A 17,343-nucleotide genomic window follows, 5' to 3' on the forward strand; every position below is an offset into this window, starting at 1 on the left:
GGTTGTGAAGGTCATCGATTGTGCTGTCCTGTCTCATCCTGTCCTGACCGGGATCTCCAGAGAACACCTGGGTGGCTTGATCGAGGAACTAGCTGATCCGTGGCTGGCGCAGTTGGAGTCACAGCTGCGGGATCGGCGTGGCGGTCGTGACCGGCTGCGGGCCAAGAGGGCTGGCCCTGATCACGCGCTGCCGTTCGTCGACCGGGTGATCGCGACGCTGGTCATCTTGCGGTTCCAGCTCCCGCACGCCGCCCTCGGGGTGCTGTACGGGGTGGATCGTTCGACGATCACCCGAGCTGTGCACGAGGTCCGTCCGCTGCTGGCCCAGCCGGACTTCGCGGTCCCCAGGCGGCCCGGTATCCGGCTACGTACCCTGGCCGATGTGTTCGCCTACACCGACGCCGAGGGAGTCGAGCTGCGCATCGATGGCACCGAGGTGCAGGTCAGGCGCCCCGCGGCGCACAAGCCCGGACGGCGGGCATTCGTGTCGGGCAAGAAGAAGCAGAACACGATGAAGCCCACCGTGATCAGCGACGGCGACGGCCGGCTGCTGTGGACGGGCGCGATCCGGCCGGGGCGGATGCACGACGTCACCGCGCTACGCACCGAAGGGATCGAGGATCTCCTGCGCCGCCACACCGACGTGAAGGCGCGGGTTGACACGGGGTACCAGGGCCTGTCCCGTGACTTCCCCGGGCAGGTCACCACCCCGCCCAAGAAGCCGAGCAAGGACGCCACTGCCGAGCAGGCCGCCGCGTACGAGCACGCCCGCCACCGGCAGTCCTCGCAGCGAATCTGCGTCGAACACGCCATCGCCGAACCCAAGCAGTGGCGGCCCCTGCAACGCTGAATCGGTTGCTGTGACTCCTTCGAGGAGACCTTCCAGGCCATCGCCAGCCTGGTCTCCGACCGCACCGCAAAGCGATAAAGATCAACAGCAGGACAGCGCAGGCACACGCGCCCCCACCTCAATCGCGCACCAGGCTTCGGCGCCTGACCTGCACCACCCGGCAGCGCACCAATGGCGGCAGAAGCGTGCGCTTCGAGATTGATCAACGAGGGCTCACCAAGGGCCATGCGAGGTGAAGGCTGACCGCTGACGTCCCTTGCCGCAGACGATAGCTTGGTCCGGCGGTCGTCATGGCTACACCGGTCACGGGTTCCGTGTAGCCCCGCACCACCGGACCTAGTACCAACGCCGTTCAGTTCGGGCGGTGGTCGGCGTGCCAAGGCGTGGCTGAGACGTGAAGCAGCGGAGCTCCGGTATAGAGGGTGGTCACTCTAAGACGCCCTGACACCTGGAGCTCCGCTGGCAGGTCAGATTGCCATATCCCGGTCGATGACGGTAGCCGCAGGGGTGTTCGCGCCAGGTCATCTGGGCGAGCTGACCCGGCTGGTGCCGTTCGAGATGGTCGATGATGTGCTGACCGCGACCGGGCGTACGCAGTCGCGGGTCCGGCTGCTGCCGGCGCGGGTCGTGGTGTATCTGTTGCTCGCAGGATGCCTGTTCGCCGAACTCGGCTACCGGCAGGTGTGGTCGAAACTCACCAGCGGCCTGCGTGGTCTACCGATCGTGGCGCCCAGCGGCAGCGCGTTACGTCAGGCCCGGCAACGCCTCGGCCCGCGACCGGTGCGGGCGCTGTTCGACCTGCTGCGCGGTCCTGCCGCGACGAGCACAGCATCACCACCACCGCTGGCACCCACACCGGCGACTACCGGCTGATCACCACCCTGCTCAACCCACACACCCATCCCGCCACCGACCTGATCCGGATCTACCACGAACGCTGGGAAATCGAGACCGCCTACCTCGAACTGAAGTCCTCGATCCTCGCCGGCCGCGTGGTACGCGCCCGCACCCCCGACGGCATCGATCAGGAAATCCACGCCCTGCTCATCGTCTACCAACTCCTACGCACCGCTATGACCGACGCCACCGACAGCCAATCCGGCCTCGACCCCGACCGAGCCAGCCTCACCACCGCCCTCAACACCGCCCGCGACCAAGTCGTGCACGCCGCCGGGATCATCGCCGACACCGTCATCGACCTCGTCGGCGTCATCGGCGACCATGTCCTGGCGAACCTGCTGCCCGAACGCCGCCTACGCACCAAGACCCGCATGATCAAACGCTCGAACTCGAAATACCAAGCCCGCGGCCCGACCATCGACCGGCACAGCTACAAAGCCACCACCAGCATTGACGTCATCAGCCCCGACCCTTGACACCCCTACCACCGCCCTAACTGAACGGCGTTGGTACTAGTACCGACGACTTGCCAAAGTAGCCCTGGGCCGACTTGATCGGTGTTACGTTCGGAACGTGGCGGCCCCGACACCTTCGGTCGGATGATGGGCGGGGACATGAAGGCATTCGTGATGCACGGTATCGGTGAGACGGGTTTCATGGACAAGTCTGTTCCAAAACCTGGACCGAACGATGCGGTGTTACGCACGACGAAGGCGCTGATCTGTACCTCGGACTCGCGACTGGGCTGTGTCCCGGCGGCCGGGCTGCGCATGCAACGCCTGTGTTGAATGTGCTCGAACACAGGGATCTCGACCCACCCACATGACGACACACCAGTTCGGCTTCGACGATATGCCCCGGGCGTTCGAGGTCGCCGACCACAAGCTCGACGACGTCGTCAAGGTCCTCGTCAGCTTCTGACCGGGGCGCGTCCTCTCAACACCGATGCGGAACGTGGACTGAGGTGGTCATGATCGATCTCGACCCGGCGTTCCGGCCGGTCACTCGCCTAGACGGCTACCATCGGCTCGAAGATCTTGGTCTGCTGGGAGACGGTCAGACGACGGCGCTGGTGGGCCTTGATGGCAGCATTCCGTGGCTGTGCTTGCCGCGCTTCGACTCCGATCCGGTCTTCTGCGGGCTCCTTGACAACGCCAACGGCGGCCAGTTCACGGTGGCGCCCGAGGACCTCCGGGAGGCGCGGCAGCGCTATGTGCGCGATAGCGGAGTGCTCGTCACGGAATTGAGGTGTCCTACGGGGACAGTCCGGGTCACCGACGCGTTGGCGCTGCGGGCGGGCGCGGACCTCAGCGACGACATGCCCTCAGGCCGGTCTGAACTGGTGCGTTCGGCGGAGGTGATTGAGGGCACCGTGAGGCTGCGGGTCGAGGTCCAGCCGCGCGACGGCGCGCAGGCGCGACCCTCCTTCGACGGGATCGAGCTACGACCGGCTCGGCGGTCCGACCTCGTGCTGCACTTGCGCGCCAACCGGCCGCTGTCCGGGCCGCACGCGACGTACGAACTCGGCTCGGGCGAGCGACTCGACCTCGTCCTGTCGTGGGGGCGCATCCACCGGCACCACCGCTTCGACGCCGTGGAACTGCTGGCTCACACGGTGGCCGCCTGGCAGCGGTGGATGACGCGGTTCGACTACGCCGGCCCGCAGTCGCAGTTGGTACGGCGATCGGCGGTGACGCTGAAAATGTGCGATGACTGGGTCAACGGCTCTGTCGTCGCCGCACCGACCTCATCGCTGCCGGCCCCGGTCGGCGGAGTCCGCAACTGGGATTACCGGTACTCGTGGGTGCGGGATGCCGCTTTCAGCGTATTCGCCATGCGGCGTATCGGTTTCCTCAACGAGGCGGATGCGTTTCTCGGTTGGGTTTTGGATGCCTTCGAACGTAGCGGTCGGCCGCGCATCATGTACACGGTAGACGGTTCGTTGGTGCCCGACGAGCTCGATGATGTGGCGTTGGCCGGCTACCGGGGCTCGGCCCCGGCCCGCTGGGGCAACGGTGCCGCGGACCAGCGCCAACATGACGTGTACGGGGAGGTGCTCGACTGCGCCGACCAGTGGGCCCGCGCGGGCGGCGAGGTCCGGCCCGCATTGTGGGACAGCCTCACCCTGCTCGCCAACAGCGCTCAAGACGAATGGCGCAACCCTGACCAGGGCATCTGGGAGGTGCGTAGCGAGGGCCGTATCTTCACCTACTCCGCCGGTCTGTGCCAGGTGGCCCTCGACCGGGCGGCTGGACTGAGTGAGCGCCTCGGACTGCCCGGCCCGGTGGCAGCCTGGCGGGGGTGCGCGGACCACTTGCGAGAGCTGATCCTCCATCAGGCCTGGGACGAGAAGACACAGACCATCAGCGCCCACCTCGACGGCGGTGGCAATCTCGACGCCAGCCTGCTCGCCCTTCCGTTGCGCGGCATCATCCCGGCCAACCATCCCCGGACGGTCGCGACCACGAAGGCCGTCAGCGAGCGGTTGTCCGCCGGCGACGGCCTGCTCTACCGCTACCTACACGACGAGCAGTCCGACGGCATCGCGGGAGACGAGGGAGCGTTCCTGCTGTGCAGCTTCTGGCTCGTCGACAACCTGGCCCTGCAGGGACGCCTCGACGAAGCAGAGTCGCTGTACGACAAGCTCTGCGCCAAGACGAGCCCGCTCGGTCTGCTGTCCGAACAGATCGACCCGTCGACCGGAAGCCTCATCGGCAACTTTCCGCAAGCGTTCAGCCATCTCGGAATCGTGGCGAGCGGGGTGAACCTCGCCCGGGCCAAGGAGAGTGCATCGACATGATCGACCACCTCGCGATCTTCGGTGCGACCGGGGACCTGACCGCCCGTCTCCTGCTGCCGGCACTGGCTACCCTGCGTGCTGAAAGGTGTCTCCCGCAGGGGTTCCGGCTCACTCACCTGCGCCGGCCGCGAGAACTGGCAGACTGACCAGTACCGGCGATGGGGATCACGACAGCTCGACCGGCATTGCGCCGGCATCTCCGCGTCAGCCCGGGACGAACTGCTGGCCGCGCGGTCCGCCTCAACCGCTTGTTGGCCGAGGTGGCGCCGGAGCAGGCCGTCTTCCGCGTCGCCCATTTCCTGGCCATGACCACGGGCCAGAACCTGCTGGGCAGCCGGCTTTCCAACCGGATTCTCGAGTCCGTCTGGAACAGCGGCCACATCGCCAAAATCGAGATCGTCTGGGAGGAGTCGCTCGCGTTCGAAGGTAGGGCCAACTACTACGACGGGGTCGGCGCGCTCAAGGACATGCTCCAGAACCACCATCCCGCCGGGTCGACCGGCCCGGCCGTACGCTCCGACGAGTCGCTACGCGAATTGCACAGCCTTGACCTGGGTCTCCAGCAACACGTCAGCGATTTGCGTGGTCGTGCAAGGGCCGCAGGTCGCTCCAGGACGGGGGGAGCGGGGCGATGCCGAGGTCGCGCACGATCGCCTGTGCGGCCAGGCCGATGGCTTCGGTGAACGTCGGGAACGCGAACTGCATCTCGGCGATCTGCTCGACCCGCAGGTTCGCGGCAATGCACGTGGCGGCGGTCTGCAGCACCTCTGCGGAGTACTCGCCGAGCACATGGGCTCCCAGAACGTAACGGCGCCGACTCTCGACGATCAGCTTGCAAAAGCCCTCTGGCCGGCCGTCCGCCACGGGCCGGAGCATGTCCTGGTAGCGGATGACCGCGACCGCGCAGTCGTACTTCTCGCGCGCCTCCGCTTCAGTGAGACCGACGCCCCCGTACTCGGGATCGGTGTAGCTGCCGGTGGGAACGATGTCATGGGTGAAGCGCCGCCGCGTACCGAGTACGGCGTTTTCCGAAGCGATGCGCCCTTCGTGCCAGGCGCTGGGCACCAACATGCTCAGACCATTGATGTCGCCGGCCGCGAAGATGTGCGAGACGGCGGTGCGGAGGTCGTCGCCAACCTTCACGTAGCCGCGCTCAATAGACACCCCGGCTGCTTCGGCGTCGAGCGTGTCCGCGTTGCTGGGCCAACCGGCGGCGAAGAACACCGCGTCCGCCTCGACCCGAGATGTCTTGTCGCCGCTACGAACGTTGAGGGCGACCCCGGTTGGCTGTTGCTCGATGCTGTCCGCGAAGGTCTCGAACAGAACGGAGATTCCCCGACGCTCGAACACATCGGCCAGGCCGCTCGAAACGTCTTCATCGGCCCGCGCCACCAGTCGGGGCGAGGCTTCTACCACTGTCACCCTGACACCGAAGTCGGCCAGGATCGAGGCGAGCTGGCAACCGGTGTCCGCACCACCGATGATCGCCACGGAGCCCGGCAGCGCTGACAGAGTCCGGATGTCGTTGTACGTCAAGGCCAGCTCCGCGCCGGGGATGGGCAGGCGTCCCGGCCGGCCACCCACAGCCATGATCACCGCTTCGCCCTGGAAAGCACGCCCGTCCGGAATCCGCACCGTGTGCGCGTCGATGAACCGGGCGGCGCCGGCCTCGTCGACAACTTCGACGCCCTGGACGCGCAGGGAGTCGCCCATCCGCTTGTGTTCGTGCGCATGCCGGGCGACCCGGTCCGCGTTCGCCAGCATCTCGGGCACGTCGACTCTAGGGGGCTCGCCTCGAAGCCCGAACCGGCCCCACGAGCCCGAGTCGCGGACGAGGCGGGCCGCGCGAGCCAGAGTTCGCACGGGCGCGGGTCCCTTGTTGAAGCTGGTGCCGCCAATCTGCTCGGCTTCCACGAGCGTCACCTCAGCACCGAGCTCCCGGGCGTGCAGTGTGGCGCTCACGCCCGCCGGTCCACCGCCAAGAACGAGAACGCGCATGATGTCCCCTCACCCGTCTGAGCACGTGTGACCTCATTGCGCTCAGCCACCGCCGCCCGTGTCCCGTCGCGGACCGATAGCCCGACGATAGCCAAACGGCCAGCGCCACACCCCTGCGTTCCGCGTAATTCGCCTGGTCTAGAGATCCTGGCCGGGTGAAGCCCGTGGTCAGGGCCGTGTGGTCGACTGCTGGGCCGAGAATCGCTCGACGAGGTAGACCGCGTGGGCGCGTTGGGCGTGCAGGGCATCGGCGGTGACCACCGTGTCGGTGAGGTCGGTGTCGGCGATCTGGTCCAACAGGGGGGGGCGAACTCGCCGATCTCGTTGGTCTTCGCGGCGATCTGCCGGGCGGAGAGAGTGACCGCATCGGCGTGACGCACCGCGGACAAGATGAACACCTGCCCGCCGTCGGGGCGGCGGGCTCCGCGTAGACACTTGCCGTCCACCGCGATGGCGGCGCGGCGGGTTGGATCACCGGCGGGCGCACGGTGAGCGCGGCGCTGATCCCGCTCACCGACACCGTCCGGAGTCAGCGGTGCCGGCCCGGGCCGCGCCAGCGCGGCCAGATGCCCATACCCGACCGCGGTCAGGTCAGCGGGGTCGACTTTCGCGTATGCGTCGCGCAGGGTCCGCTCGTCCGGGACCCGGTACCGGCCGGTCAACGGGTCGAACGGACACAACCGGCTCAGTTCCCGCTGTCCGCAGTGGGGCAAGCACGACACCTGTAGAGGTCGAACGAGATACCCGCGTTCGCCCCGCTGCTGGAGCAGGTCACGGCCCGGCTGGGCAGCCTGGCGGGTGTGGTCATCGTCGCGGACGCGCTGCACACCCAGGTCGCTCACGCCCGAGCCGTGGCCGCTGCTGGCGGGCACCTGTACGTGTCGGTCAAGGCCAACCAGCCGACCTTGTTCGCGCAGCTCAAGCAACTGCCCTGGGCTCAGGTGCCGATCGGGAACCAACACCGCGACACCGGCCACGGTCGTCGTGAGACCCGTACCGTCAAGGCCTTGACCGTCCGGACTCCCGGCGGCATCGGCTTCCCCCACGCCCAACAGGCCGTCCGGATCACCCGCACCCGCATGATCGCCGGCAAGCGTGCCCGGGAGACCGTCTACCTGGTGGCGTCTCTGCCCGCCGCCCACGCCCAACCCGCTGACCTGCAGGAATGGGCCCGCCTGGAATGGCACATCGAGAACCGGCTGCACTGGGTCCGTGACGTGACCTTCCACGAAGACGCCCACCGAGCCGGCACCGGCAACGGACCCGCCATCGCAGCAGTCCTGCGCAACACCGCCATCGGATTCCACCGCAGCAACGGCCAGACCAACATCGCCAGAGCCACCCGCCGCGCCAACCGCCGCCCCCACGACCTCATCACCACCATGACCAGCAGTTACTCAACTACGCAATGACCCTGACCGCTACTTTGCCGGAAAGATCGCCGTCCGGTCCAGCTCTTCAGTGGGCACGCTACCTTCGGTAGCTGTGCGGCGAGGAGATAACGAGGCTTCCATGTTGTTTGAACTTTCCCGGGAAGAGATGGTTTCGTCGCTCGGCGAAGAAGCCATTTTTCTCGCACCTCCCGGCTCTCTGCGACACATGCCGGAAGACTCGGCGGCAGCGCAGGCACTACTTTCAGTCGGCGTTCCTGCCGGAGTGTTCCAGCCGCAGAAGCGGATGGACTCCGGGCAACTGCCCACCGTGGACGACAAGACTGGTCTCGCGGAGTACCAGGCTCCGCCCGGGTGCGAGGCGTGGCTGGTGTTCGGCTGGATCCCACAGACGCACCTGGCGCTCGACCCAGAGACTGGCAAGGTGCACGGGTTCTCCGAGAACGGTGGTCCCGTTCAGGACCTTCACACGGATATTTTCTCTCTCGCCTACCTCACCTTCGCGTTGCATCGTCTTCTCAAGGAATTCGACTGGAGCGAGGACGACGAGGACGACTTCGAGCGGCTCGCGAAGGCCTTGGATGGGATCCGCGCTTCGGTGCAGGAACGCGATCCGCTGCCCTTCAGCGGGGACAGCGTCTGGCCGGCGGTGCTGGATGACATGGCGGCCGGCATGTGGTCCTGAAGCACGTCCTCCCATCCGTGGCCTAGTACCAACGCCGTTCAGTTCGGGCGGTGGTCGGCGTGTCAAGGCGTGGCTGAGACGTGAAGCAGCGGAGCAGGGCCTGAGTATCCCCGGTATGAGGCAATTCGCCGCACACTTGATCTTGGTGATGTGCTCGCCGTGTGCTCTCCAGCGGATGCCGTCGCGGGTCACTCGGTGCCAGCCCGGGTCAGCCGGGGCTAATGATCATGGTCGCTGGTGCGATCGCTGTGGTCCGCGTGTGGTCATCGGCAGTGCCAACCGGCGGGGCAACGCAGGTCAACGTGGGTCACTCCCTGCCAACGCGGGTCGACCCGCAGGTCGTTACACTGACCACTCGCGCCCCCGTAGCTCAGGGGATAGAGCATCGGTTTCCTAAACCGTGTGTCGCAGGTTCGAATCCTGCCGGGGGCACCTCGAAGATCAGCGAAAACACCATCTGGCCAGCGGATACGCTCCCGCGTCGATCGGTCGACCTGTGCAGCCACATGTACCTTCAACCGCCGTTTGCGGCCTCTGTACGTCTTCAAGGCGGCCCGCAACGGGCCGCACGCGCTGCGGCTGGGGCGCGCGCCGGCCGCTGCCGGCTGTTGTGGCGGACACGCGAGGCGGCAACGACGCGGCGTGAGCCTTGACGCGGGCTAGAGCCTTGAGTCAGTCGACGAGTCGTCGCACCTGCTCGTCCAGCGAGTCTGGCACCAACTGCAGCGCCCCGGAGACTGGGCCGAGTTCCTCATGGTGTCTGGCCGCCTGATCTCCTCTTGGAGTTGACACCGTCGTTGCTGGACAGGAGCCTCGACGGTCGCAGGCGGCGGAATATGCCAAGTGCTCAATGACTAGACGGGCGGCCTTTACGAGCGCGACCGTCGATCGACATGGTCGGCCGAGACGGTTGCTGTCCCCCCGACGAAAGGCTGCTGCTCATGCCAACCGCAACTCCTGTCACTCCCTTCCGGCGTGTCGTGCACCGCGCCGCCGCCATCGCGGTGGCCGCTCTCGCGGGGACCTGCCTGGTCGTCGTGAATTCGCAGCCGGCCTCGGCCACGCCTCCCGGCATCCCGTCGAAGGCGACGGCGCAGTCGCAGCTCAATGCCCTTACCGTGGCGGCCCAAGGCTCGACCAGCGGCTATTCGCGTGACCTGTTTCCGCACTGGATCACGGTCAGTGGTAGCTGCAACACCCGCGAGCAGGTCCTCAAGCGTGACGGCACCTCAGTCGTCGTCGACAGTTCCTGTGCGGCCACCTCGGGCCGCTGGTACAGCCCCTACGACGGCGCAACCTGGACTGCCGCCTCCGACGTCGACATCGACCACGTCGTGCCGCTGGCCGAAGCGTGGCGCTCCGGCGCCAACTCCTGGACGACCAGCCGCCGCCAGAGCTTCGCCAACGACCTGAGCCACCCGCAGTTGATCGCAGTGACGGACAACGTCAATCAGTCCAAGGGCGACCAGGACCCCTCCACCTGGCAGCCGTCCCTGTCGTCGTACCGGTGCACCTACAGCAAGATGTGGATCACCGTGAAGTACAGCTGGAGCCTCACCCTGCAGTCCTCGGAGAAGTCCGCGCTGCAGAGCATGCTCAACACCTGCTCCTCCTGACCAACGCGCGCCACCCGGCCGGCCAATCCAACGAATCAGGCAGAGGCCGGCCGGGTCGCGCTCCATTGGATCCGACGCTGCCGATGCCCATCAACGCGCTGCGGGCACCGCTCATCACGCTCCCGACGTCGGCGAAGTCCAGGTTGACAGGGAAGCAGTTACCCGACCAGCTATTACGATTTCTTTTGACCCCGAGGCCGTAGCTCAGTCGAGCAGTCCGGGAACCCGCTCCTGAAGCTGGGCTATCACCCGCGACAGCCCGGCGTTCAAGTCGTCGCCGTCCCACCGCACGAAGTTCCCGCCTAGCGGGCTGCCTGACACCAGCACCGTCCAGCGGCCCCGTCGGCGTTCGCCGTCCATCTTGACCATGGCGACCAGGCCGCGATCCCCGAGCTGGGTCAGCAACTCCGCCAGGCACTCATCCCACCCCATGGCCGGCAATTTGATCACGAACGCTCAGGGACGCGCAGTCCGCATCTGGTCCGCAAGAGGTTGGCGGATGGCAGGGAAGTGGTGTGAGATGTCGAGAGGTGTTTCCGCTGGTAGGAGGCCACTCGGCCAGGTCGTCGGGTCGCCCATCTTGATCTCATGACTCTTCGGACATCGCGTCAACTCGCCCCAGTAGGCGGGACCTCAAACTGGCGGTGCGGCCGGTTCAGCAACGATCCCGCTCAGGGCTTGGTCAACTCGCACCAGAGCCGCAGCGACCGGTGCCGAATGATCTCGGTACGTTCAGGCGCATCTTTGAGGGACCGCACCGTGTCCCGGAACGGAGCGGCTGGGTAGCCGTCCTCAAGCCAGCCGAGCGCCAGGCCCGCCCAGTAGTCGGACCAGCAGGACAGGGCGTAGCGGACAAGGTCATCCCATGGAGGCGGATCGGAGGCCTCTTCGGTGCCGAGGGCTGTGACGGCCTCGTGGCGCTGTTCCAGGAGTGGTAGCAGCGACTGGATGTTCTCGGCTGGTGTCCAGCGGCGGCCGTCCTTTGTCGAGAGGACGATCCAATGCCCTCCAGGGTCAAGGCCCAGCCTCAGCTCGTGCTTGCCGATCGCCATCACCACGCGGTTGTCGTCCGCCATCAGGTCATTGTCCATGCGTCGCAGCAGGTGGCTGTACAGCCATCCGTCCAGCCAAGCCGGCTGACGGGCAGGAGTGACCAGCGATGGCGGCCGACAAGTCGAGCAGGTCAGCGGCAGTGGCTGACGCCGACCGACAGCCGTCTTGATCTTTGCGACGCAGGGGTAGTCACGCTTGCGGCTCGCCCTGCGGGCCGCCTGCGGCCGTCCTCGGGCGTCCGCAGCGCTTCGTGCAGGTTGCGTGCAACGATCTTGACCGGAGAGCCGGAAAGCATCTCAGGCGCGCACGTACCGGCCGCAGTGGTGAGACTGCAGCTGTCGCCCTTCCTGAACCGTGTGTCGCAGGTGCGAAATCCTGCCGGGGGCACCTTCTCAGACGTCTCGACTTGATGTACGAATGCCCTGGTCGGTCACCTGGTGGGAACTGTCGTAGGCGCCCGACCAGGGCACCGCACGCGGTACGCCCCGACAGGACAACGCGGGTGGGAAAGCGCCCGCCGTCCGTCTCCGAGAGTTTTGGTGGACGCGGTCACTCACTCGGAAGACCGTCATCCGAGCCCATGCGGCCGGCGTGCCCTCACTCCGTTGGATGCCGGTCGATCGGCAGGCCGAAGAGGGGGAAGAGATCGGCCCGGTGGAACGCCAGCACGGCGGAGACGCCGTCCTTGCTCAGGGTCAGCACCTGCAGCGTGTGCGCGTGGAAGGCGTTGTCCCGTCCACGGCTGTAGCAGGCGAACGCGGGCTGCCCGTTCGCTGACGTCTCCACCATGATTCGCCGTCTCTCCCCCGGAAGCAGCTTCGCCCTGAGCAGACGCAGCACGTCCTCGCGACCGTCGAACCAGGTGGGAATCGGCGGCATCTCCCACCGGGTGTCCTGAGTCAGCAGGCCTTCCAACGCGACCAGATCGGTTTTCTCGAAGGCTTTGGCGTACTTGTCGAGCAGCGCACGGCGGGCGGGTTCGTCGGGTTCGCTGATCTGGTCCTCGACCGGCGCGAGCTTGGCGATTTCCGCACGTGCCCGCTGGAGCGAACTGTTCACCGCCGCTGTCGTCGTTTCGAGCAGGTCCGCTACCTCGGACGCCTGCCACGCAAGGACCTCCCGCAGGATCAGTACCGCGCGCTGCCGCGGCGGCAGGTGCTGAAGCGCGGCAACCATGGCCAGTCTGAGGCTTTGCCGAGCCCCCACGACCTGAGCCGGGTCGGCGTTCGACATGAGATCCGGGAACGGCTCCAGCCAGGTCGCCTCCAGGGCAGGCGCCCCCAGGTGGTCAGGATCGGCGCCAGGGGCACCTAGTGCTGATGGCACCATTCTGCGGCTGCTGTGCTGCAACGCGCTCAGGCAGACCCGAGTGGCGATCCGGTAGAGCCAGGTTCGCACTGACGAGCGCTGCTCGAACTGCGTGAACCCCCGCCACGCTCGCAGGTACGTCTCCTGCACCGCGTCCTCTGCGTCGTGCAGTGAGCCGAGCATCCGGTAGCAGTGCGCGACCAGCTCACCCCGGTACTGCGCGAACTCGTCCTCCAGGTTCACCGCAACTCCTCCACCGGCTCCTGACGAGCAACCACCGCTCCCGGATCAGGATTGGGCCGTAGGACGATCCCGAGTCCGCAGAGTGCTCCGAGCAAGGACAGCACACCGCACACGGCCAAGGCCCGGGTGAATCCCGACGTGAAGGACTCGTAGCCGCCGGCGGCGGCGAACACCGCGGCCGCGACGGCGACTCCCGCGACTCCACCGAGCTGCCGCATCATGGCGTAGATGCCGGAGGCGATTCCGACAGCTTCGCGCGGCAGTGCACCGACACTGGCGCTCTGCGTCGCGGGCATCGCCATGGACACGCCGCAACCGGCCACGATCAGGGGCAGCACCAGCCCGGAGTAGTGGGCGGAGTCGTTGGCGACGTCGCTGATCCAGAGCATGCCGACCGCCTGTAGAGCCAGTCCCGCCACGACCAGCGGGCGTTCGCCGATCCGGTCCACCAGGCGACCCGCGATCGGCGCTACCAGGAAGAGCGTGGCGGTCCAGGGCAGAAGCTGCAGCCCGGCCTTCAGCGGGCCGGAGCCGAGAGCGGCCTGCATGAACTGGGCGAGGAAGAACACCGCGCCGTAGAGCGCGGCGGTGAGGAAGAAGCCTGCCGCATTACCGGCGGAGAACGCCCTCGAACGGAAGTAGGCCAGCGGCACCATCGGCTGCGGGGTGCGACGCTCCCAGGCCAGGAACGCCAGCAACAGCAGGGCTCCGAGGACGAACGAGCCGATCACGTTGAGGCTGGTCCAGCCTGCCATCCCGCCGCGAACGACGCCCCAGACGATGCCGAGAACGGCCAGGGTGATCAGGACGCCGCCGCGGAGGTCCACCCGACGAGCCACCCCCCAGCTCTCGGGGATCTTGCGAAGCGCGAGCGGGACGGCAAGCGCTCCTACCGGCACGTTGATCCAGAAGATCCACTGCCAGGCCAGGCCCTCCGTCACGGCGCCGCCGATCATCGGGCCGCCCAGCACGGCCAGGCCGGTCAGACCGCTGAAGATGCCGATCGCCCAGCCGCGGCGCTCGGGTGGGAAGGCGGCGCCGAGCAGGCCCATCGCGAGTGGCATCACGGCGGCGGCGCCGATGCCCTGGACGGCACGGGCGGCGATAAGCCATGGCACCGAGGTCGCCAACGCGCAGGCGACCGAGGCGATGGTGAAGAAGGCGAGGCCGGCCGCGAACGTCCGGCGCCGGCCCCACCGGTCACCGATGGCTGCCGCGGTGATCAGCAGCACCGCGAAGCTGAGACTGTACGCGTTCACCGTCCATTCCAACTGTTCGATCGAGGCACCGAGGTCCTGCCTGATGGTGGTCAGCGCTGCCGCTACCACCAGGACGTCGAGCGCCACCATCAACGAGCCGATCGAGGTCAGGCCCAGCACCCAGCGCTGCTCGACGGTCGTCCGTTCCGTGCTGCTCACGGGGTCCTCCAGAAGTTCGCTGTCACTGGTACTGACCGCGGCGGAGGGCCGAAGTAATCGCGGCGACGAGTTTCCGGGTTTCGCGTGGTCAGTAGTAGTGACAGCGAGAAGACCAGCGAGGAGAGCCCGATGAGTGCAGCAGTGATTCGCTACCAGACCACGCCCGAAGCGGCAGCCGAGAACCAGCGCCTGATCGAGGACGTCTTCGCCGAACTGGCGGCCACGGCGCCGCCCGGCCTGCGGTACAGCTCCTTCCGGCTGGCTGACGGGGTGACCTTCGTCCACGTCGTCGACGGCGACGGCCTCCCCGAACTGACCGCCTTCCAGGAGTTCCAACGCGCCCTCGGCGAGCGTCTGGCCGTCAGCCCCATCCGCGACGACGCCACTCTGATCGGCTCGTACTCCGCGGCGGTGCTGACCGTCGGCGGCTGACCCTGCGGCCCGACGCCTCCGGAATCGGTCTGCCGGCAGGGATCACCAGTGGTAGCTGAGGTTCACCGCCAGCGCGGCCACCGTGGTGGAGAAGAACACCGCCCACCCCACCAGGTGGCGGGAACCCACCCGCAGGTGCGCGATGAGCGCGCCGACGAAGTAGAGCACGAGGCCGGCGGCGGCGAGGGTGCCCAGCAGGGGTACGGCGAACCCGGCCAGCAGCCCCAGCGAGCCCGCGGCCAGCGCCAGGCCCAGGCGGGGCAGCCAGGAGTGCGGCACCCGCTTCATATCCGCCTGCGCCTTCGGATAGTCGTGGCCGATCAGGTAGGTGACGGCGGCGATGCCGGTGAACACCGCGGCGAGAATCGTGACGGTGACGTAAGCGGCGAACATGTGTCCTCCTTGTGGTTGTCTGCCGCAAGGACGGATCGGTGCCGCGGATTGTTACCTGCGGTGCTGTGAGCTGGCGCACAGCGCCGTCTGACGCGGCGTGGGCTGCGGGAAGAACCCGCAGCCCACGCTGGTGACGCCGACGATGTGTCGACCGCTCAGAGGAACGCGTACATCTCCTCGTCGGCCGCCTCGGTGTCGCCGGCGGGTGGGGCGTCCACAGTGACCGGCTTGCCGAAGTCGCTCATCCGCATCTCGGTGACGAGGTCACCAAGCGACTTCGTGGCAATCGTGTAGGAGAGCATGGTGAGGCGTCCGTCGGCGTCGAGGGTCGCCTCGAACGGGATCGCCGTCGGGTCCTTCGCCAGCTTGGCGGACGACTCGATGCCCTCCCGCATTCCGGCCTCGGTGCTGGCGGCCTCGGCCGCCTTGTTGAGATCGGCGATGCCTGTGTAACGGCCATCGCCCACCTCCTGGGCGGACACGGTGCCGCCGACGAGGCCGGTCTGCGACTTGAAGTCGAACGACTGGCGCAGCGTGCTCGTCGACTTGAGCTTGCTGAGGTCGATCTTCATCCAGGGCTTCTCGCCCTCCATGGACTCCGACTTGATGTAGGCGGCGTCACCGATCAGCCGGACCTCGATCGGCTCCGGAGCCTTGCCGCTGATGTGGATCGCCTTGGCGACGGGGTCCATCTTTCCGCTGAGGGTGATCGACTGGGGGCCGGCCTTGACCGAGGCCTGCATGCTGAGCGTGCCCGCGAGGCTGCGGTCCATGCCCTGCTTGACGGCGGCGACCGGCTCGAGTTTGGACGGGGCGGCCGAGGCGCCAGGCGCCGCGGAGTCGCCGGAATTGGTGCCGCAGCCGCCAACGAGGGCGACGGCGAGGGCTATCGATAGGGTGGGAATCAGTCGACGCATAGACGTGACCCTAATAGGCGACCGCTACCCGATTTTCGCCGGTGGCGGCAGCGCCGGCAGGTCAGGGCGGATCAGGCCACCGTCGGCAGCTGCTCGGCTCGGGTGATCACCTGGTCGATGAGGCCGTAGTCTCGGGCCTGCTCGGCGGTGAACCACCGGTCCCGATCCCAGTCCTGCTGGATCTCGGCGAGCGTCCGTCCACTGTGCTGGGCGATCAACTCCTGCATCGTCCGCTTCACGTGCAGCATGTTCTCCGCCTGGATGGTGATGTCCGAGGCGGTGCCGCCCATTCCACCGGACGGCTGGTGCATCATGATCCGCGAGTGCGGCAGCGCGTACCGCTTGCCGGCGGCGCCCGCACACAGCAGGAACTGCCCCATCGAGCCGGCGAACCCGAGCGCCAGCGTGGCCACGTCGTTGCGGACGTAGCGCATCGTGTCGTAGACCGCCATGCCCGCGCTCACCGACCCACCCGGCGAGTTGATGTAGAGGAAGATGTCCCGGTCGGGGTCCTCCGCGGCGAGCAGCAGGATCTGCGCACAGATCTGGTTGGCCGACTCCTCGGTCACCTCGGTGCCGAGGAAGACGATCCGTTCCCGCAGCAGCCGCTCGAACACCTGGTCGCCGAAGGACGGCTGCGCGCCGTCCAGCATCCGTACCCCGGAGGAGATCATGCTGCCGCCTTCCACCACGCCGGCGAGCGGTGGGACCGCCCGATGGACCGGCCCCTTCAGCGTGCGGGCGACGGCGGTCGTCGGCCCAGTGATTCTGCCGGCGGCAGATCCGCCGACGGCAGAACCGGGCGGCCTACGCGGCGGTCAGCCGCCGCGCGCCCGCCGGGGTCCACGCGCAACCCCGCAGGGCGGCGGTACGCGGACCGGGGCGGGAGCCACCAGCGGAGGCCATCGCCCCGACGCAGAGGGTCGGGCCGTTCGCCCCGGGCGCCCGGTGCAGGACCGGCCTGCTCGTCCGTAGGGCGTGCTGGCTCGCGTCGCGTCGGGCGACCTCGGCCCGTTCGGTCCGGGTGAGGTGCGCCCGTGGTGCGGCAGGGATGCGGGGTTCGACCCGCCGCAGGTCGTCGCGCGCCTCCTCCAGCAGGTCGGACAGGCGGATGCCGAGCGCCCGGCAGATCGCCGCGAGCACCTCCGACGAGGCTTCCTTGCGGCCCCGTTCCACCTCGGACAGGTAGGGCACCGAGACTCCGGCGGTGGCGGCCACCTCGCGCAGCGTGCGGCCCTGGCTCTGGCGCAGTCGGCGTAGCACTCCGCCGATGACTCGTCGCAGCAACGACATGCCGGCCTCACTTTCGCGGTCGTCGTCGGGAACACCCTCATCATGC

18 protein-coding genes, 1 tRNA gene and 2 pseudogenes are annotated in these 17,343 nt (G+C 67.6%); 11 read left to right on the plus strand and 10 right to left on the minus strand.

Going from position 1 to position 17,343, the window contains the following annotated elements; all coding sequences use genetic code 11:
• Positions 1–76: 76 nt before the first annotated feature.
• From ACQPWW_RS03670 to ACQPWW_RS03695, 6 genes and pseudogenes are all read left to right on the plus strand, one after another.
• A complete protein-coding gene (locus tag ACQPWW_RS03670) occupies positions 77–850 on the plus strand; it encodes a transposase family protein (RefSeq protein ID WP_433129134.1) in 774 nt (257 codons plus the stop codon).
• A 489-nt stretch (positions 851–1,339) separates the two neighbouring features.
• Positions 1,340–1,669: pseudogene (locus ACQPWW_RS03675) on the plus strand (transposase domain-containing protein); the annotation flags it as partial.
• Positions 1,670–1,722: 53 nt separating this feature from the next.
• Complete coding sequence (locus ACQPWW_RS03680; RefSeq protein ID WP_433134112.1) at positions 1,723–2,226, plus strand: transposase; 504 nt, start codon at positions 1,723–1,725, stop codon at positions 2,224–2,226.
• Positions 2,227–2,720: 494 nt separating this feature from the next.
• Positions 2,721–4,550, plus strand: a complete 1,830-nt coding sequence (locus tag ACQPWW_RS03685; protein ID WP_433129136.1) for a glycoside hydrolase family 15 protein — start codon at positions 2,721–2,723, stop codon at positions 4,548–4,550.
• Entirely contained in the window at positions 4,547–4,696 is a 150-nt protein-coding gene (locus ACQPWW_RS03690; protein WP_433129138.1) for a hypothetical protein, read from the plus strand. Before ACQPWW_RS03685 ends, ACQPWW_RS03690 begins: the two co-directional genes overlap by 4 nt.
• Before the next feature lie 159 nt (positions 4,697–4,855).
• Complete coding sequence (locus ACQPWW_RS03695; protein ID WP_433134114.1) at positions 4,856–5,233, plus strand: hypothetical protein; 378 nt, start codon at positions 4,856–4,858, stop codon at positions 5,231–5,233.
• On the opposite strand, the gene ACQPWW_RS03700 is transcribed toward ACQPWW_RS03695, so the two are convergent.
• Together ACQPWW_RS03700 and ACQPWW_RS03705 are read right to left on the minus strand one after the other, a co-directional pair.
• Positions 5,121–6,512 carry a dihydrolipoyl dehydrogenase family protein gene (locus ACQPWW_RS03700; RefSeq protein ID WP_433129140.1) on the minus strand — a complete coding sequence of 464 codons (1,392 nt, stop codon included), beginning with the start codon at positions 6,510–6,512 and terminating at the stop codon, positions 5,121–5,123. The two genes, ACQPWW_RS03695 and ACQPWW_RS03700, sit on opposite strands and share 113 nt — an antisense overlap.
• A 237-nt stretch (positions 6,513–6,749) precedes the next feature.
• Positions 6,750–7,222 (minus strand): annotated as a pseudogene (locus tag ACQPWW_RS03705) (ISAs1 family transposase); the annotation flags it as partial.
• Between the two features lie 117 nt (positions 7,223–7,339).
• Here ACQPWW_RS03705 and ACQPWW_RS03710 point away from each other — a divergent pair.
• The 4 genes from ACQPWW_RS03710 (at position 7,340) to ACQPWW_RS03725 (ending at position 10,240) form a co-directional block, all read left to right on the plus strand.
• Positions 7,340–7,960 carry an ISAs1 family transposase gene (locus ACQPWW_RS03710; protein WP_433134116.1) on the plus strand — a complete coding sequence of 207 codons (621 nt, stop codon included), beginning with the start codon at positions 7,340–7,342 and terminating at the stop codon, positions 7,958–7,960.
• Between the two features lie 100 nt (positions 7,961–8,060).
• Positions 8,061–8,624 carry an SUKH-4 family immunity protein gene (locus tag ACQPWW_RS03715; protein ID WP_433129142.1) on the plus strand — a complete coding sequence of 188 codons (564 nt, stop codon included), beginning with the start codon at positions 8,061–8,063 and terminating at the stop codon, positions 8,622–8,624.
• A gap of 359 nt (positions 8,625–8,983) precedes the next feature.
• Positions 8,984–9,056 (plus strand) — tRNA-Arg (locus ACQPWW_RS03720).
• A gap of 509 nt (positions 9,057–9,565) precedes the next feature.
• Positions 9,566–10,240, plus strand: coding sequence for a GmrSD restriction endonuclease domain-containing protein (locus tag ACQPWW_RS03725; protein WP_433134119.1), 675 nt, complete (start codon positions 9,566–9,568; stop codon positions 10,238–10,240).
• A 204-nt stretch (positions 10,241–10,444) separates the two neighbouring features.
• Here the strand turns inward: ACQPWW_RS03725 and ACQPWW_RS03730 are convergent, their stop codons facing one another.
• The 4 genes from ACQPWW_RS03730 to ACQPWW_RS03745 all read right to left on the minus strand — a co-directional run bounded on the left by ACQPWW_RS03730 (position 10,445) and on the right by ACQPWW_RS03745 (position 14,262).
• Entirely contained in the window at positions 10,445–10,672 is a 228-nt protein-coding gene (locus ACQPWW_RS03730) for a hypothetical protein (protein WP_433134780.1), read from the minus strand.
• Between the two features lie 239 nt (positions 10,673–10,911).
• Positions 10,912–11,331 (minus strand): hypothetical protein, encoded by a 420-nt coding sequence (locus ACQPWW_RS03735; protein ID WP_433129144.1) that lies wholly within the window; start codon positions 11,329–11,331, stop codon positions 10,912–10,914.
• Positions 11,332–11,890: 559 nt separating this feature from the next.
• The gene (locus tag ACQPWW_RS03740; protein WP_433129146.1) at positions 11,891–12,844 is read right to left on the minus strand and encodes a sigma-70 family RNA polymerase sigma factor; all 954 of its coding nucleotides are present in this window, start codon (positions 12,842–12,844) and stop codon (positions 11,891–11,893) included.
• Entirely contained in the window at positions 12,841–14,262 is a 1,422-nt protein-coding gene (locus ACQPWW_RS03745) for an MFS transporter (protein WP_433129148.1), read from the minus strand. Before ACQPWW_RS03745 ends, ACQPWW_RS03740 begins: the two co-directional genes overlap by 4 nt.
• A 129-nt stretch (positions 14,263–14,391) precedes the next feature.
• Between ACQPWW_RS03745 and ACQPWW_RS03750 the strand changes: the two genes are divergently transcribed.
• Positions 14,392–14,694: a hypothetical protein gene (locus tag ACQPWW_RS03750; RefSeq protein ID WP_433129150.1), complete on the plus strand. Its 303-nt coding sequence runs from the start codon at positions 14,392–14,394 to the stop codon at positions 14,692–14,694.
• Between the two features lie 42 nt (positions 14,695–14,736).
• On the opposite strand, the gene ACQPWW_RS03755 is transcribed toward ACQPWW_RS03750, so the two are convergent.
• The 4 genes from ACQPWW_RS03755 to ACQPWW_RS03770 form a co-directional block, all read right to left on the minus strand.
• Positions 14,737–15,087, minus strand: a complete 351-nt coding sequence (locus tag ACQPWW_RS03755) for a DoxX family protein (RefSeq protein WP_433129152.1) — start codon at positions 15,085–15,087, stop codon at positions 14,737–14,739.
• 155 nt (positions 15,088–15,242) lie between these two features.
• Positions 15,243–16,004 (minus strand): hypothetical protein, encoded by a 762-nt coding sequence (locus ACQPWW_RS03760; protein WP_433129154.1) that lies wholly within the window; start codon positions 16,002–16,004, stop codon positions 15,243–15,245.
• A 71-nt stretch (positions 16,005–16,075) separates the two neighbouring features.
• Positions 16,076–16,678 (minus strand): ClpP family protease, encoded by a 603-nt coding sequence (locus ACQPWW_RS03765; RefSeq protein ID WP_433129156.1) that lies wholly within the window; start codon positions 16,676–16,678, stop codon positions 16,076–16,078.
• 133 nt (positions 16,679–16,811) lie between these two features.
• The gene (locus tag ACQPWW_RS03770) at positions 16,812–17,297 is read right to left on the minus strand and encodes a helix-turn-helix domain-containing protein (protein WP_433129158.1); all 486 of its coding nucleotides are present in this window, start codon (positions 17,295–17,297) and stop codon (positions 16,812–16,814) included.
• Between the last annotated feature and the right edge of the window lie 46 nt (positions 17,298–17,343).

It is taken from the genome of Micromonospora sp. CA-240977, assembly GCF_050942285.1.
GTDB lineage: Bacteria > Actinomycetota > Actinomycetes > Mycobacteriales > Micromonosporaceae > Micromonospora.